The sequence below is a fragment of the Pseudomonas brassicae genome (assembly GCF_010671725.1).
Lineage (GTDB): Bacteria > Pseudomonadota > Gammaproteobacteria > Pseudomonadales > Pseudomonadaceae > Aquipseudomonas > Aquipseudomonas brassicae.
On the sequence record NZ_JAAHBU010000081.1, the window covers coordinates 1 to 15,755 of the forward strand.

Here is a 15,755-nt window from a genome sequence, read left to right on the forward strand (position 1 = left end):
TCACTGGAGCCTTGAGCTCCCTGAAGGGCCGTCGAAGACTACGACGTTGATAGGTTGGGTGTGTAAGCGCTGTGAGGCGTTGAGCTAACCAATACTAATTGCCCGTGAGGCTTGACCATATAACACCCAAGCAATTTGCGCTGCTCCCAAGGGATCGCAGGCCAAATTGTGGTGTTGAAGACACAGTAAGCCGAAGATTTGTAACTCACAGATATCACATACCCGATTCGCTGGAGTGTCTGCACAAGACCTTCTGGCAACAGAATTTCTTGACGACCATAGAGCATTGGAACCACCTGATCCCATCCCGAACTCAGTAGTGAAACGATGCATCGCCGATGGTAGTGTGGGGTTTCCCCATGTGAGAGTAGGTCATCGTCAAGATTAAATTCCGAAACCCCTATCTGCATATGCAGGTAGGGGTTTTGTCTTTGTGGGTCAAAAAATGTAGGCCCGCCCGGTCGCCCAGCAGACCGTGATAAGGTTCCCCCCAACCCGCATATCCAAGGGATGCCCCATGCCGCACGCACGCACACTTCACCCAGGATTCATGGTCGTTCATGGCAATCGACTGGATGAGTTGCGTGGCCTGGTGGTGAGCTGGATGCGTCGATATCCGCTGGCCCCGCTGGAGAACGAGGTGGTGCTGGTGCAGAGCAACGGCATTGCCCAATGGCTCAAGCTGGCCCTGGCCGAAGACCCTGATGACGACGACCAGGGTGGCTGCGGGATTGCCGCCGCCATCGAGGTGCAGCTACCGGGCAGCTTCATGTGGCAGTTGTATCGCCGGGTGCTGGGGCGTGAAGAGATTCCGCAGACCTCGTTACTCGACAAGGCACCGCTGACCTGGCGGCTGATGCGGCTGTTGCCTGAGGTGATCGGGCAGCCGCACTTCGAACCCCTGCAGCGCTTCCTGACCGACGACAGCGATCTGCGCAAACGCTATCAGTTGGCCGAGCGCCTGGCTGACCTGTTCGACCAGTATCAGGTGTACCGCGCCGACTGGCTGAAAGACTGGGCAGCGGGTCGTCATGTCCTGAGCAACGCGCGCGGTGAGTCCAGGCCATTGTCCCCGGCCAATTGCTGGCAAGCCGAACTGTGGCGGGCGCTTTTGCTGGATGTGGGGGAGGCGGGCATGGCGCAAAGCCGCGCGGGTGTGCACCAGCGTTTTGTCGAGCGCATCAATGCCCTTGAACACGCCCCGGCAGGTCTGCCATCGCGAGTCATCGTGTTCGGCATTTCCTCGCTTCCGGCACAGGCACTCGAAGCCTTGGCTGGCCTTGCCCGTTTCAGCCAGGTATTGCTGTGTGTGCACAACCCGTGTCGTCACCACTGGGCCGATATCGTTGCCGACAAAGACCTGCTACGCCATCAGTACAAGCGCCAGCAACGCAAGCAGGGCATGCCCAGCCTGATCGATGCCGACGCATTGCACCAGCATGCCCACCCCTTGCTTGCGGCATGGGGCAAGCAAGGCCGCGACTACATCAACCTGCTGGACAGCTACGACGACCCGAGCAGCTATCGCGGCGCCTTCAGTGACGGGCGCATCGACCTGTTCAGCGAAAGCCAGCCGCAGACCCTGCTTAATCAGTTGCAGGACGACATCCTCGAACTGCGCCCCCTGGCTGAAACACGTGCACTGTGGCCACCGGTGGACTCGACCAAGGACCGTTCGGTGCGTTTTCATATCGCCCACAGTGCCCAGCGCGAAGTCGAGATCCTGCACGATCAGTTGCTTGCGCGCTTCAGCGCCGACCCGGGCCTGCGCCCGCGCGACGTGATCGTCATGCTGCCTGATATCAATGCCTATGCTGCGCATATCCGCGCTGTATTCGGTCAACTTGGGCGTAACGATCCGCGCTTCATTCCGTTCACCCTGACCGACCAGGGGCAGCGTGGCCGCGACCCGCTGTTGATCGCCCTGGAGCACCTGCTCAAGTTGCCCGACAGCCGTTTTCCGGTCAGCGAAATTCTTGACCTGCTCGATGTACCTGCCTTGCGCGCACGGTTTGCGATCAAGGAAAGCGACTTGCCTACCTTGCACCGCTGGATCGAAGGCGCCGGTGTGCGCTGGGGCCTCAATGCCCGCCAGCGCGCCGGGCTGGACCTGCCCAATGACCTGGAGCAGAACAGCTGGCGTTTTGGCTTGCGGCGCATGCTGCTTGGCTACGCGGTGGGCAGCGGTGAAAGTTGCGACGATATCGAACCCTACGACGAGATCGGCGGGCTGGACGCCGCCCTGATCGGGCCGCTGGTGGCGTTGCTCGATGCGCTCGAAATCGCCCATAGCGAATTGTCGCAGCCGGCCACAGCGGCACACTGGGGCGTGCGTCTGCATGCGCTGCTGCAGGTGTTCTTCCTGGCCGAAAACGAGCACGACGATTACCTGCTGGTGCAACTGCAGGGCCTGTGCGAGAGCTGGCTGCAGACCTGCGAGTCGGTCGGCCTAAACGATCAACTGCCGCTGACGGTGGTGCGCGAGGCCTGGCTGGCCGGGCTCGACCAGGGCCGCCTGTCCCAGCGCTTCCTGGCCGGTTCGGTCAACTTCTGCACACTCATGCCGATGCGTGCGATCCCGTTCAAGATCGTCTGCCTGCTGGGCATGAACGACGGCGACTACCCGCGAGCACAGCCCCCGCTGGACTTCGACCTGATGGGCAGCGACTACCGCCCCGGTGATCGCTCGCGGCGTGAAGATGACCGCTACCTGTTGCTCGAAGCACTGCTGTCGGCGCGCGAGCAGCTGTATGTGAGCTGGGTAGGGCGCAGCATTCGCGACAACAGCGAGCGCCCGGCGTCGGTCCTGATCGGCCAGTTGCGTGACCACCTGGCGGGGGGATGGGGCGTTGCCTCGACCCAGGCCGACACGTCTCAGGATGCTGGCCAGCAGTTGCTGCATGCGCTGACCCTGGAGCATCCGCTGCAGCCTTTCAGCGCCCGCTACTTTCACCGGCACGGCCAGTTGTTCAGCTACGCCAGCGAGTGGCGCGCCCTGCACCTGGCACCGGAGCAGCAGCCTGTACCGCGCGACATACTGGAACCTTTCGTGGCTGACGAGCCGCTGAGCATTACCCTGCTGCAAGACTTCATGCGCCATCCCGTGCGGCATTTCTTCAGCCAGCGCCTGAAAGTGTTTTTCGAAGCGGCCGAGGCGCCCCTGGCGGATGAAGAGCCCTTCGTGCTCGACGCCTTGCAGCGCTACAGCCTGAGCGAGAGCCTGCTGGGCGCCGCACTGGCCGATCCGGCCAACAGCACGCAAGCGCTGCAGGCCCAGGCGCGCCGTTTGCAGCGCAGCGGCATGTTGCCGTTGGCCGGGTTCGGCGAATGCCTGCAGGCCGAGTTGATCGAGCCGCTGCCCGACCTGCTGCAACGCCACGCCGCGTTGCTCGCGCAATGGCCGACGCCTATCGACAGCGCCTTGCCGATTCGTTTCGAATACCGCCAGCTGCGCCTGGAGGGTTGGCTGGGCCGGGTACATCAGCGTGATGACCAGTCGCTGCTGAGCATCACCACGTTGCCCAACGGCATCAGCAGCGGCAAAACACTGAAATGGCATCGCCTGGCGGCGACCTGGGTCATGCACCTGGCGGCCTGTGCGGTGGGCCATCGATTGAGCAGTGCGGTGGTCGCCACCGACGTCACCCTGCTGCTGGGGCCACTGCCACAGGCCGATGCCGAGCAACGCCTGGGCGACCTGTTGCTGGCACGCCAGGCCGGCATGAATGCGCCGTTGCCGGTCGCCATCAAGACGGCCTTCAGCTGGTTGGCCCAGAGCGATCCGGACAAGGCCCTGGCGGCCGCGGCCAAAGCCTATGACGGCGACGGCCAGAATACCCGTGGCGAACGTAGCGAAAGCACTGCGCTGGCCCGGCAGTACAGTGACTTTGCCGCCCTGACGGCAAGTGAAGAGTTCGAGGGCTGGTGCGAGGCACTCTACCGGCCGATGTTCGAAGCCACCTGGCAATCGCCGGGCAGCGATGAGGCGCGCCCATGACCGTTCAAGCACAGCAGGCGCCCCTGGCGCTGACCTTCCCCCTGCACGGCAGCCAGTTGATCGAGGCCAGTGCCGGTACCGGCAAGACCTTCACCATTTCGGCGTTGTACCTGCGCCTGGTGCTGGGTCATGGCGGCGAGCAGGGCTTTGGGCGCGAACTGTTGCCACCGCAGATCCTGGTGGTGACCTTCACCGATGCCGCGACCAAGGAGTTGCGCGAGCGTATCCGTACGCGTCTGGCCGAAGCCGCGCGCTTTTTCCGCAATGAGCTTGCCGACGTCGACCCTTTGCTGGTGCAACTGCGTGCACAGTTCGACCCCGCTGCTTGGGCCGCCTGCGCCAACCGGCTGGATGTCGCGGCGCAGTGGATGGACGAAGCGGCGGTATCGACCATCCACAGCTGGTGCCAGCGTATGTTGCGCGAACATGCCTTCGACAGCGGCAGCCTCTTCACGCAGACCCTGGAAACCGACCACAGCGAGCTGCTTGGCCAGGTCATGCGCGACTACTGGCGACGCTTCTGCTATTGCATGCAAGGTGATGCCCTGGCGTGGGTGCGTAGCCACTGGGTCAGCCCGCAAGCCTTGTTGCCCAGGGTACGTGCGCTGTTCGGTCGTTCGCGTGCCGAAGAGAATGGCCGCGAACCGCAAGCGCTGATCGATGCGGTGATCCAGCAGCGCGCCGCGTTGCTGCGCCAGCTCAAGGCGCCTTGGGCACAGTGGGCGCAAGAGCTGCTGCAGTTGTGCCATGCGGCGGTTGCCGCCAAGCAGGTGGATGGGCGCAAGATGCAGGCCCGCTATTTCGAACCCTGGTGCGAAAAGCTCAGCGCCTGGGCGCAGGACGAACAGGCGGTCGAACTGGATCTGGGCACCGGTTTTACCCGTTTCACGCCGCAAGGCATGGCCGAGGCCTGGAAGGGCGAGCCGCCCAGTCACCCGGCGCTGCTGGCCATGCCTGAGCTGCGCCAGCAGTTGCAGGCGCTGCCAACTCCCGATGCCGGTGTGCTTGAACATGCGGCCAGCTGGGTCTCCAGACGTTTCGAGCAAGAAAAGCGGCGTCGCGCCGAAATGGGCTTCGACGACATGCTGCTGCGCCTCGACCATGCCCTCAGTGGCGTGGCCGGCGAACGCCTGGCCGCGCTGATTCGCGAGCAGTTCCCGGTGGCGCTGATCGACGAGTTCCAGGACACCGATCCGGTGCAGTACCGCATCTTCCACTGCATCTACCGCATCGAGGACAACGTACGCGACACCGGCCTGTTCATGATCGGTGACCCCAAGCAAGCCATCTACGCCTTTCGCGGCGCCGACATCTTCACCTACCTGGGCGCGCGTCGCGCCACCCACGGACGTCTGCACAGCCTGGACACCAACTACCGCTCCAGCCAGCCGATGGTGAGTGCGGTCAACCATGTGTTCACGCGCGCCGAGCAGCGTGAACTGGGGCGTGGCGCATTCCTGTTCCGCGACGGCGACGACAACCCCGTGCCCTTCGTGGCGGTCAAGGCCCAGGGCCGCAAGGAACAGCTGCAGGTGGATGGCCAGCCGGTGGCGGCGCTCAACCTGTGGCAACTGGCGAGCGCCGAACCGGTGTCGGGTGCGGTGTACCGCCAGCACCTGGCCGCGAGCTGCGCCAGCCAGATCGTCAGCCTGCTCAACGGCGGCCAGCAGGGCAGCAGCGGCTTTGTCCAGGCCGGGCAGCCCCTGCGCGGTTGCCTGCCATCGGACATTGCCATCCTGGTGCGTGATGGGCGTGAGGCACAGCTGATCCGCGCTGAACTCGCCGCGCGGGATGTGCGCAGCGTGTACCTGTCCGACAAGGATTCGGTGTTCGCCGCCCAGGAAGCGCATGACCTGCTGGCGTGGCTCAAGGCCTGTGCCGAGCCCGACAGCGAGCGGTTGCTCAAGGCGGCACTGGCCAGCATCACCCTCAACCTGGCGCTGACGCGCCTGGCCCAGCTCAACCAGGACGAGCGCGTCTGGGAACACTGGGTGATGAAGTTTCGCGACTACCGTCATCTGTGGCGTACCCAGGGTGTGTTGCCGATGCTGCGCCACCTGCTGCACGACTTCGACCTGCCCCAGGTGCTGATGCGCCGCAGTGATGGCGAGCGGGTGCTGACCAACCTGTTGCACCTGGCCGAACTGTTGCAACAGGCCGCCACCGAACTCGACGGCGAGCAGGCGCTGATCCGTCACCTGAGCGAGCACCTGGCCAGTTCCGGCCAGGCTGGCGAAGAGCAGATCCTGCGTCTGGAGAGCGATGAGCAGTTGGTCAAGGTGGTGACCATCCACAAGTCCAAGGGGCTGGAGTATCCGCTGGTGTTCCTGCCCTTCATCAGCACCGCCAAGCCGGTCGACGGCAAGCGCCTGCCATTGGGCTGGCATGATGTGCTGGGCCAGGCTCAACTGACCCTCACGCCGAATGCCGAACAGATTGCCCTGGCCGATGACGAGCGCCTGGCCGAAGACTTGCGGCTGCTCTATGTGGCCCTGACCCGGGCCCAGCATGCCTGCTGGCTGGGTGTGGCCGACCTCAAGCGCGGCACCGGCAAGGAGTCGCTGCTGCACCGCAGCGCGCTGGGCTACCTGCTGGGCGGCGGCGCCGCACTCGGCGCCTCGACCGAGCTGGCGGGCTGGCTGCAGGCGCTGCAGCATGGCTGCACATTTATCCACAGCCAGGTGCTGCCGCTGGCCGACAACCAGTGCTACCAGGCGCCGCGCAACACCGCCGAACTGTTGCCGGCCCGCCAGCCACGCCGGCGCGCGGCAGAGAACTGGTGGATCGCCTCCTACAGCGCCTTGCGCATTGGCGAAGACGTGCTCACTGCAGACAGCTCCCAGGCCCAGCAACTGCTCGATGACGAGCCGGCCGACCCGCAAACCTTGCGTGAAGTGGCAGCGATTGCGGGGGATATCCACCGCTTTCCGCGCGGCCCCAACCCCGGCACGTTCCTCCACGGCCTGCTCGAATGGGCCGGGCACGAGGGCTTCAGCCGCGTGGCTGCAGCGCCGGAACAGTTGCACGCCACGGTCGCGCAGCGGTGCAACCGCCGTGACTGGACCGGTTGGATCAACACCCTCGGCCATTGGCTGGAGCGCCTGCTCAACGCGCCACTGGCACTGGCGCCCGACAGTGCACCAGTGGCCCTGAGCCAACTGACCCATTACCAGATCGAAATGGAGTTCTGGTTCGCCAGCCACCAGGTCGACGTGCTCGGCCTCGACCGCCTGGTCTGCAGCCACACCCACCACGGTACAGCACGCCCGGCGGCCCAGTCGGCGCTGCTCAATGGCATGTTCAAGGGCTTCATCGACCTCGCCTTCGAGCATGACGGTCGCTACTACGTCGCCGATTACAAATCGAACTGGCTGGGGCCGGACGAGCAGGCCTACAGCGAACTGGCGATGGAAGGCGCGATCCTCGACCACCGCTACGACCTGCAATACGTCCTCTACCTGCTGGCCTTGCACCGCCAGCTTCGCGCGCGCCTGCCCGACTATGACTACGATCGGCATGTGGGCGGCGCGGTGTTCCTGTTCTTGCGCGGCGTGCATGCGCAAAGCCAGGGCCTGTACTTCGTCAAGCCGCCACGTGCATTGATCGAGCGGCTCGATGCGCTGTTCAGTGGCGTCAGCGCACCGCAGCAACCCGACCTGTTTGCTGGAGACACCCCATGAACCGCACCTTCGACGACTTGCTGCCGACGCCGCTGGATGCCGGCCACCTGGCAGCCCTGGCCCCGCTGCGCATCGGCGCCGATCTGCTCAGCCTGCTGGATCGCTGGGTCGAGCGCGGCTGGTTGCGCGCGCTCGACCGCGCGTTCGTCGGGTTCCTGCAGGAGCGCGAGCCACAGGCTGATCCGCTGGTACTGCTGGCGGCTGCACTGGCCAGCCACCAACTAGGCCATGGGCATGTCTGCCTCGATCTGGCGCAGACCCTGGCCGAACCCGACTTCGCCCTGTCGCTGCCACCGGAAGGCGACGCCCTGGCCGGGCCGCTGCTGTTGCCCTCGCAACTGCTCGAGCGCCTGGAGTTGGCCACCTGGCACCAGCACCTGCAGGCCAGTGTGCTGGTGGCCGATGGCAGCAGCGCGGTACAGGCATCCTGCCCACTGGTGTTGAGCGGGCAGCGTCTGTACCTGCGCCGCTATTGGGCGTATGAGCGCCGTATCGACAGTGCCCTGCGCGAACGCCTGGAGCAGGCCGAGCCTGCCCCGCCTGATCTGCGCGCACGTCTGGAGGCACTGTTCGAAGGCGGTAGCCTGGCAGGCCAGGTCGATTGGCAGAAGCTGGCGTGTGCGTTGGCGACCCGCGGTGCGTTCAGCATCATCACCGGCGGGCCCGGCACCGGCAAGACCACGACGGTGGTGCGCCTGCTGGCCCTGTTGCAGGCGCCTGCGGTAGAGGCCGGGCGCCGCTGCGCATTCGCCTGGCGGCGCCCACCGGCAAGGCGGCCGCGCGCCTGACCGAATCGATCGGCCAGCAAGTGGAGCGCCTGGCGGTGAGTGCGCTGGTGCGTGACAACATCCCCAGCGATGTGTCCACCGTGCACCGACTGCCTGGGCAGCCGTCCGGCTCGCGGCATTTTCGCCATCATGTGGGCAACCCGCTGCCGCTGGACGTGCTGGTGGTCGACGAAGCCTCGATGATCGACCTCGAAATGATGGCCAACCTGCTCGCGGCCATGCCCGGGCATGCCCGCCTGATCCTGCTGGGCGACAAGGACCAGCTGGCCTCGGTCGAGGCTGGCGCGGTACTTGGCGACCTGTGCCGGGACGCCGAAGCCGGGCGCTACACGGCGGCAACGCGATGCTGGCTGGAGCAGGTCAGTGGCGAGTCCCTGGCCGACAGCGGCCTGGTCGAGGGTGATGCGGTGCGCGATCCGTTGCCCCAGCAGGTGGTGATGCTGCGCCACTCGCGCCGCTTTGGTGAAGGCAGCGGCATCGGCCAGCTGGCGCGTCAGGTCAACGGCCAGCAGCCTGAGCAGGCACGTGCGTTGCTCGACCAGGGGCTGGACGATGTGCACAGCCTGCGGCTGAGCGGCGAGCACGACCGCAAACTCGACAGCCTGCTGCTCGAAGGGCTGGGTCGCGGCGCTGACAGCCCTGCCGGCTACCGCGACTACCTGCAACTGATCCGCCAGAGCCGGCCAGCGCCAGACACCGCCGCCGACGACCCGCGCTGGAGTGCGTGGGCGTTGCATGTGCTGCGTGCGTTCGAGCGTTTCCAGCTGCTCTGCGCCGTGCGCCGGGGGCCTTGGGGTGTCGAGGGTTTGAACCTGCGTGTGGCCAAGGTACTGACCCGGGCAGGGCTGATCGAGGGCGACTTGCCCTGGTACGAAGGGCGCCCGGTGCTGATGACGCGCAACGACTATGGCCTGGGCCTGATGAACGGTGACATCGGCATCGCCTTGCGCTTGCCGGATGCGCAGGCGGCGACAGCGGTGCTGCGGGTAGCGTTTCCTCGGAATGACGGCCAGGGTGGTGTCAGATTCGTCCTGCCTAGTCGCTTGAGTGAGGTGGAAACGGTGTACGCGATGACGGTGCACAAGTCGCAGGGCTCGGAATTTTCCCACACCGTACTGGTACTGCCGGACGCCTTGAATCCGGTTCTGACCAAGGAGCTGATCTACACTGGCATCACCCGTGCAAAGGACTGTTTCAGCCTGATAGAGCCGCGCCAGGGCATTTTTGAAGAGGCTGTACGACGCAAGGTCAAGCGCATTTCGGGGCTGATGCTGGAGCAGGTGTAGCACGCCCGTGCCGCCGCTGTGCGGGCCGAACGGGCAACTGGGGTGATCTCGCGGGCGAAGCAGGCGTTGTGCTATCGTGCCCACACGCAAGGCATGGTCTTAAGAGATTTCCTATATGAAAGTCGCCGCCCCTACACCGGGACGTGTAACGCGCTGGATGCACGTGCTGCTGGCGGCTTTTGTGGTGGTCTGTCCGTTGTGGGCAATGGCCCAGAGCGACCCGCCTGCCACCTTGGCCGAGCAGCGCGCCAAGGCGGTGACCCAGGTGGTGCTGGGTATCCTCAGTTACGCGCGCTGGCCGGTGGAGCCTGCGCAATTGCGCCTGTGCCTGATCGGCCCCACCGAGTACGCCGACGACCTGGTCAAGGGCACCTCCCAGGCCACGGGGCGCCCGCTGACGGTACGCCGCTTGCTGGCTGGCGACCCGCGCATCGGCAGCGAGTGCGATGCGGTCTATATCGGCAAGCTCAGTGGCCAGGAGCGCACTCAGATGGCCAGTACCCTCAATGGCAAACCGGTGCTGAGCATCAGCGAAGCGGATGATCCCTGCACGGTCGGCAGCCTGTTCTGCTTGCGTGTCAGCGACAGCCATGTGGCCTTTGATGTGAACCTTGACTCGGTTGCCCGCAGTGGCGTGCGCATTCATCCCAGTGTGCTGCAGTTGTCGCGGCGTCGGGCGGCGCAGCCATGATCGGCTGGGGTAAGGGGCGCGAGCGTCCGACGCTGCGCTCGGTGCTGCGGCGCGGGCATCTGAGTGTCGCCTTGCTGGCTGTGGGGCTGGCCGGGGTGTCGCTGACCGTGCTCGGGGTCCTTGCCCTGCGTGTGTATGCCAACCATAACCTGCACCTGATTGCCCGTTCGATCAATTACACGGTCGAGGCTGCCGTGGTGTTCAACGACAGCAGCGCGGCCAACGAGGCCCTGGCGTTGATCGCTGCTGCCGAAGAAGTGGCCGATGCCAAGGTCTTCGACGATGCAGACCAACTGCTCGCGCGCTGGCAGCGAGGCGAGCAGGGCATGCTCGCTCAACTGGAGCTGAAAGTGGCGCGGGCCTTGCTCGAAGAACCGATCAGGCTGCCGGTGCTGCATCAGGGCCAGCAGGTCGGGCGTATCGAGCTGACCGGCCAGGGCGGCAGCCTGATGCGCTTTCTGCTCAGCGGGCTGGCAGGCATCATGCTGTGCACGGTGCTCAGTGCGGTCAGTGCGTTGTACCTGTCGCGGCGACTGTTCGGCGATATCGTGCGGCCCCTGCGCGGGCTTGCCAGCGTGGCCCACGCGGCGCGCCGCGAGCGCAGTTTCGACCGTCGGGTCGCGGCCACCGAGATTGCCGAGCTCAACGAACTGGGCAACGACTTCAATGCCCTGCTCGGTGAAATGGAAGCGTGGCAGAGCCATCTGCAAAGCGAGAACGAGACCCTGGCCCACCAGGCCAGCCACGACAGCCTTACCGGCCTGCCCAACCGGGCCTTTTTCGAAGGGCGCCTGAGCCGCAGCCTGCGCAATGCCATCAAGCATGAAGAGGGGCTGGCGTTGCTGTTCCTCGACAGTGATCGCTTCAAGCATATCAACGACAGTTTTGGTCATGCCGCAGGCGACGCAGTGCTGGTCAGCGTGGCCAATCGGGTGCGCGCGCAACTGCGCGAGCACGACCTGGTGGCGCGCCTGGGCGGTGATGAGTTTGCCGTGCTGCTGACGCCCTTGCAGCGTGTCGAGGACGCCCAGCGCATTGCCGACAAGATTGCTGCCAGCATGAGCTTGCCGATTCGCCTGCCGGACGGGCAGATGGTCGTCACCTCGTTGAGCGTCGGGCTTGCCGTGTTCCCAGACGATGGGCGCACCCCGGCCGAACTACTCAATGCCGCCGACGCGGCGATGTACCAGGCCAAGCGTCACACCCGTGACGAGCCTCAGTTGGCAGAGGCGGAGCCCTCTGTGTCCAGCGCAAAAAACAGGAGCTGAACCGTGACTCACTTGACCCGATACCTTCGCCTGCCCGTTGTTTGCCTGGCCCTGGCCCTGTTCGCCCTCGTCGGTTGCCGGACAGCACCGCCCCAGGGCTTGAGCCCTGCCCAGATCGCGGTGCTCAAGCAGGAGGGCTTCGTTCCCGTCGAAGAGGGATGGGTGTTCGGCTTGTCGGGCAAGGTGCTGTTCGGCAGTGACCTGGACCTGCTCAACACTCAGAGCCGTGAAATCGTCGAGCGTATCGGCAAGGCGCTGCTGTCGGTGAACATCGAGCGGGTGCGGGTCGATGGCCATACCGATTCATCGGGCAAGGCCAGCTACAACGACCTGCTGTCGACACGTCGTGCCGCCAGCGTGGCCAAGGTCCTGGTGGCGGTGGGCATGCGCCCGGAAAACGTCGAGACGCGGGGGCTGGGCAGTCGCGAACCGGTGGCGGACAACGTGACGGCGGCCGGGCGCACCGAAAACCGCCGCGTGTCGATCGTGGTGGCGTCCGACTGATCAGTCGGCAAAGCGCATCATGTGTGCCTCGCCCATCAGCAGCGGCGCATTGCGCTCGGTCACCCCACGGATGTAATCCCACAACAGGGTGATGCGCTTGAGCTTGCGCAAGTCTTCGCGGCAGTACATCCAGAACTGCCGGGTGATGTCTATTTCGTCCGGCAGCACCGGCACCAGGCGTGGGTCCTGCGCGGCCAGAAAGCACGGCAGTATCGCCAGGCCACGGCCTTGCAGGGCCGCCACGTACTGGGCGATCACACTGGTGCTGCGCAGGTGCGCGGTGGCGCTGGGCAGCAGGTTGGCCAGGTACAGCAGCTCCGAGCTGAACGCAAGGTCGTCCACATAGCTGATGAACGGGTGTTGGGCCAGGTCGCTGCAGCGCAGGATCGGCGTGTGGTTGTCCAGGTAGTCGCCGGTGGCGTACAGGCGCAGGCGGTAGTCGCACAGTTTGCAGCACACGTAGGGCCCGTGTTCGGGCCGCTCCAGGGCAATGACGATGTCTGCCTCGCGCTTGGACAGGCTGATGAAGTGCGGCAGCGGCAGGATATCCACCGAGATGGCCGGGTAGGCGTCGACGAAGTGGCTCAGTTGCGGGGTGATGAAAAAGCTGCCGAAACCCTCGGTGCAGCCCATGCGCACATGCCCGGACAACGCCACCCCCGAGCCTGAAACCTGTTCACAGGCCATGTGCAACGTGCTCTCGATGGACTCTGCATAGCTCAGCAGGCGCTGCCCTTCGGCGGTCAGCACAAAGCCGTTGGTACGCGACTTTTCGAACAGCAGCGTGCCGAGTGCGACCTCCAGCGAACTGATGCGCCGCGACACGGTGGTGTAGTCCACGCCCAGGCGCTTGGCCGCGCTGCTGGCCTTGCGCGTACGCGCCACTTCCAGGAAGAACTTCAGATCGTCCCAGTTCAGTGAACCCAGGGAGGTGATGTTTTTTTGCATGTTGGTCCGGTTTTTATGTGCGTTCTTATTAGAAGTTTGCACATCTATACTCCAATTCAGCCCAGGACCCAAGCACCGTCGCGGCTGTCGCGTCGGCGTTTCTCTGCCTAACAATAAATCCAGGAGAACCCTTCATGAACGCATCCCTCACGCCCGGCCAGACCAAAGTCGAGCAGGTCAAGCTGCTGATCGACGGTCAGTGGGTCGAGTCCAAAACCAGCGAGTGGCGCGATGTGGTCAACCCGGCTACCCAGCAGGTGCTGGCGCGCGTACCCTTTGCCACCGCCGAGGAAGTCGATGCGGCCATCGCCGCCGGCCAGCGCGCGTTCAAGACCTGGCGCGACACCCCGATCGGCGCGCGCATGCGCATCATGCTCAAGCTGCAGGCGCTGATCCGCGAGCACTCCAAGCGTATCGCCGTGACCCTCAGTGCCGAGCAGGGCAAGACCATCGCCGATGCCGAAGGCGATATCTTCCGTGGCCTTGAAGTGGTCGAGCACGCCTGTTCGATCGGCAGCCTGCAGATGGGCGAATTCGCCGAGAACGTCGCCGGCGCGTCGACACCTACACCCTGCGCCAGCCCATCGGCGTGTGCGCCGGCATCACCCCGTTCAATTTCCCGGCGATGATCCCGCTGTGGATGTTCCCGATGGCCATCGTGTGCGGCAACACCTTCGTGCTCAAGCCTTCCGAGCAGGACCCGCTGTCGACCATGATGCTGGTGGAGCTGGCGCTGGAAGCCGGGGTGCCGGCCGGTGTGCTCAACGTGGTGCACGGTGGCAAGCAGGTGGTGGATGCACTGTGCACCCACCAGGATATCAAGGCGGTCTCGTTCGTCGGTTCGACCGAGGTCGGTACTCACGTCTACAACCTGGCCGGCCAGCACGGCAAGCGCGTGCAGTCGATGATGGGGGGCCAAGAACCACGCCGTGGTACTGCCTGACGCCAACCGTACGCAAACCCTCAATGCCCTGGTCGGGGCCGGCTTTGGTGCGGCTGGCCAGCGCTGCATGGCCACCTCGGTGGCGGTGCTGGTGGGCAAGGCCCGCGAGTGGCTGCCCGAGCTCAAGGCGCTTGCCGCCAACCTCAAGGTGAATGCCGGCAGCGAGCCGGGCACCGACGTCGCCCGCTGATCTCCAAGCGTGCCAAGGAGCGGGTGCTGGGGCTGATCGAAAGCGGCATCCAGCAAGGCGCCACCCTCGAACTCGACGGCCGCGACGTGCAGGTGCCGGGTTACGAGCAAGGCAACTTCGTCGGCCCCACGTTGTTCTCCGGGGTGACCACCGACATGCAGATCTACACCCAGGAAATCTTCGGCCCGGTGCTGGTGGTGGTGGAAGTCGACACCCTCGACGAGGCCATCGCGCTGGTCAACCGCAACCCCTTTGGCAACGGCACCGGCCTGTTCACCCAGAGCGGCGCGGCGGCGCGCAAGTTCCAGAGCGAAATCGACGTGGGCCAGGTCGGCATCAACATCCCGATCCCGGTGCCGGTGCCGTTCTTCAGCTTCACCGGTTCGCGCGGCTCCAAGCTGGGCGATTTGGGCCCCTACGGCAAGCAGGTGGTGCAGTTCTACACCCAGACCAAGACCGTCACGGCCCGCTGGTTCGACGATGACAGCGTCAACGACGGCGTGAACACCACCATCAGCCTGCGTTAAGGAGTCGACCATGCGTATTGCATTCATCGGGCTGGGCAACATGGGCGCGCCGATGGCGCGCAACCTGATCAAGGCCGGGCATCAGCTCAACCTGTTCGACCTGAACAAGAGCGTGCTGGCGGAGCTGGCCGAACTGGGCGGGCAGATCAGTGCCTCGCCCAAGGACGCCGCCAACGCCAGCGAGCTGGTGATCACCATGCTGCCGGCGGCTGCGCACGTGCGCAGCGTGTACCTCAATGACGACGGTGTGCTGGCGGGTGTGCGCGCTGGCACACCCGTGGTGGACTGCAGCACGATCGACCCGCAGACCGTGCGTGCGGTGCATGCTGCGGCGGCCAAGCAGGGTGTGGACCTGGCGGATGCGCCGGTGTCCGGTGGCACGGGGGGCGCGGCGGCTGGCACGCTGACCTTCATGGTCGGGGGCAGTGACGCGCTGTTTGCCACCTTGCAGCCGGTGCTGGCGCAGATGGGGCGCAACATCGTGCATTGCGGCGAGGTGGGGACCGGGCAGATTGCCAAGATCTGCAACAACCTGCTGCTGGGTATCTCGATGGTCGGCGTGTCCGAGGCCATGGCGCTGGGCAATGCGCTGGGCATCGATACCCAGGTGCTGGCCGGCATCATCAACAGTTCGACCGGGCGCTGCTGGAGTTCGGACACCTATAACCCCTGGCCGGGGATCATCGACACGGCGCCGGCCTCGCGCGGCTACACCGGGGGCTTTGGCGCGGAGCTGATGCTCAAGGACCTGGGGCTGGCGACGGAAGCAGCACGCCAGGTGCACCAGCCGGTGATCCTGGGGGCGGTGGCGCAGCAGTTGTACCAGGCAATGAGTTTGCGTGGCGATGGTGGCAAGGACTTCTCGGCGATCGTCGAAAGCTACCGCAAGCCCGAGTAAACGCTTCGCCGTCAAGCCTGGCTCTGGTAGCAGCC

At 65.1% G+C, this 15,755-nt stretch carries 9 protein-coding genes, 2 rRNA genes and 2 pseudogenes; 12 read left to right on the forward strand and 1 reads right to left on the reverse strand.

All coding sequences use genetic code 11. The annotated features are described in order from the left end of the window. The 8 genes and pseudogenes from G3436_RS06895 to yfiB all read left to right on the forward strand — a co-directional run. Positions 1–119: ribosomal RNA gene (locus G3436_RS06895) — 23S ribosomal RNA — on the forward strand; the annotation flags it as partial. A 149-nt stretch (positions 120–268) separates the two neighbouring features. After that, positions 269–384, forward strand: a 5S ribosomal RNA gene (rrf, locus tag G3436_RS06900). 133 nt (positions 385–517) lie between these two features. Continuing rightward, positions 518–3,997, forward strand: a complete 3,480-nt coding sequence (recC, locus tag G3436_RS06905) for an exodeoxyribonuclease V subunit gamma (RefSeq protein WP_163942824.1) — start codon at positions 518–520, stop codon at positions 3,995–3,997. Continuing rightward, positions 3,994–7,677, forward strand: a complete 3,684-nt coding sequence (recB, locus tag G3436_RS06910; protein ID WP_163942827.1) for an exodeoxyribonuclease V subunit beta — start codon at positions 3,994–3,996, stop codon at positions 7,675–7,677. Before recC ends, recB begins: the two co-directional genes overlap by 4 nt. After that, positions 7,674–9,751: pseudogene (gene recD, locus G3436_RS06915) on the forward strand (exodeoxyribonuclease V subunit alpha). The gene recB and the pseudogene recD overlap by 4 nt, the downstream one beginning before the upstream one ends. A gap of 115 nt (positions 9,752–9,866) precedes the next feature. Then, on the forward strand, positions 9,867–10,442 hold the full coding sequence (gene yfiR, locus G3436_RS06920) for a regulatory sequestration protein YfiR (protein ID WP_163942830.1): 576 nt from the start codon (positions 9,867–9,869) through the stop codon (positions 10,440–10,442). Next, a complete protein-coding gene (gene dgcN, locus G3436_RS06925; protein ID WP_163942845.1) occupies positions 10,439–11,710 on the forward strand; it encodes a diguanylate cyclase DgcN/YfiN in 1,272 nt (423 codons plus the stop codon). The genes yfiR and dgcN overlap by 4 nt, the downstream gene beginning before the upstream one ends. A gap of 3 nt (positions 11,711–11,713) precedes the next feature. Further along, complete coding sequence (gene yfiB / locus G3436_RS06930; RefSeq protein WP_163942848.1) at positions 11,714–12,214, forward strand: outer membrane lipoprotein YfiB; 501 nt, start codon at positions 11,714–11,716, stop codon at positions 12,212–12,214. On the opposite strand, the gene G3436_RS06935 is transcribed toward yfiB, so the two are convergent. Beyond that, a complete protein-coding gene (locus G3436_RS06935) occupies positions 12,215–13,162 on the reverse strand; it encodes a LysR family transcriptional regulator (RefSeq protein ID WP_163942850.1) in 948 nt (315 codons plus the stop codon). It abuts the gene before it with no gap. A 134-nt stretch (positions 13,163–13,296) separates the two neighbouring features. Here G3436_RS06935 and G3436_RS28225 point away from each other — a divergent pair. The 4 genes and pseudogenes from G3436_RS28225 (at position 13,297) to mmsB (ending at position 15,720) form a co-directional block, all read left to right on the forward strand. Then, positions 13,297–14,105: pseudogene (locus G3436_RS28225) on the forward strand (aldehyde dehydrogenase family protein). After that, entirely contained in the window at positions 14,092–14,295 is a 204-nt protein-coding gene (locus G3436_RS28230; protein WP_338001215.1) for an aldehyde dehydrogenase family protein, read from the forward strand. Before G3436_RS28225 ends, G3436_RS28230 begins: the two are co-directional and overlap by 14 nt. Before the next feature lie 23 nt (positions 14,296–14,318). Beyond that, on the forward strand, positions 14,319–14,822 hold the full coding sequence (locus G3436_RS28235; protein WP_338001216.1) for an aldehyde dehydrogenase family protein: 504 nt from the start codon (positions 14,319–14,321) through the stop codon (positions 14,820–14,822). 10 nt (positions 14,823–14,832) lie between these two features. Beyond that, positions 14,833–15,720 carry a 3-hydroxyisobutyrate dehydrogenase gene (gene mmsB / locus G3436_RS06945; RefSeq protein ID WP_163942853.1) on the forward strand — a complete coding sequence of 296 codons (888 nt, stop codon included), beginning with the start codon at positions 14,833–14,835 and terminating at the stop codon, positions 15,718–15,720. The last annotated feature ends 35 nt before the right edge of the window (positions 15,721–15,755 follow it).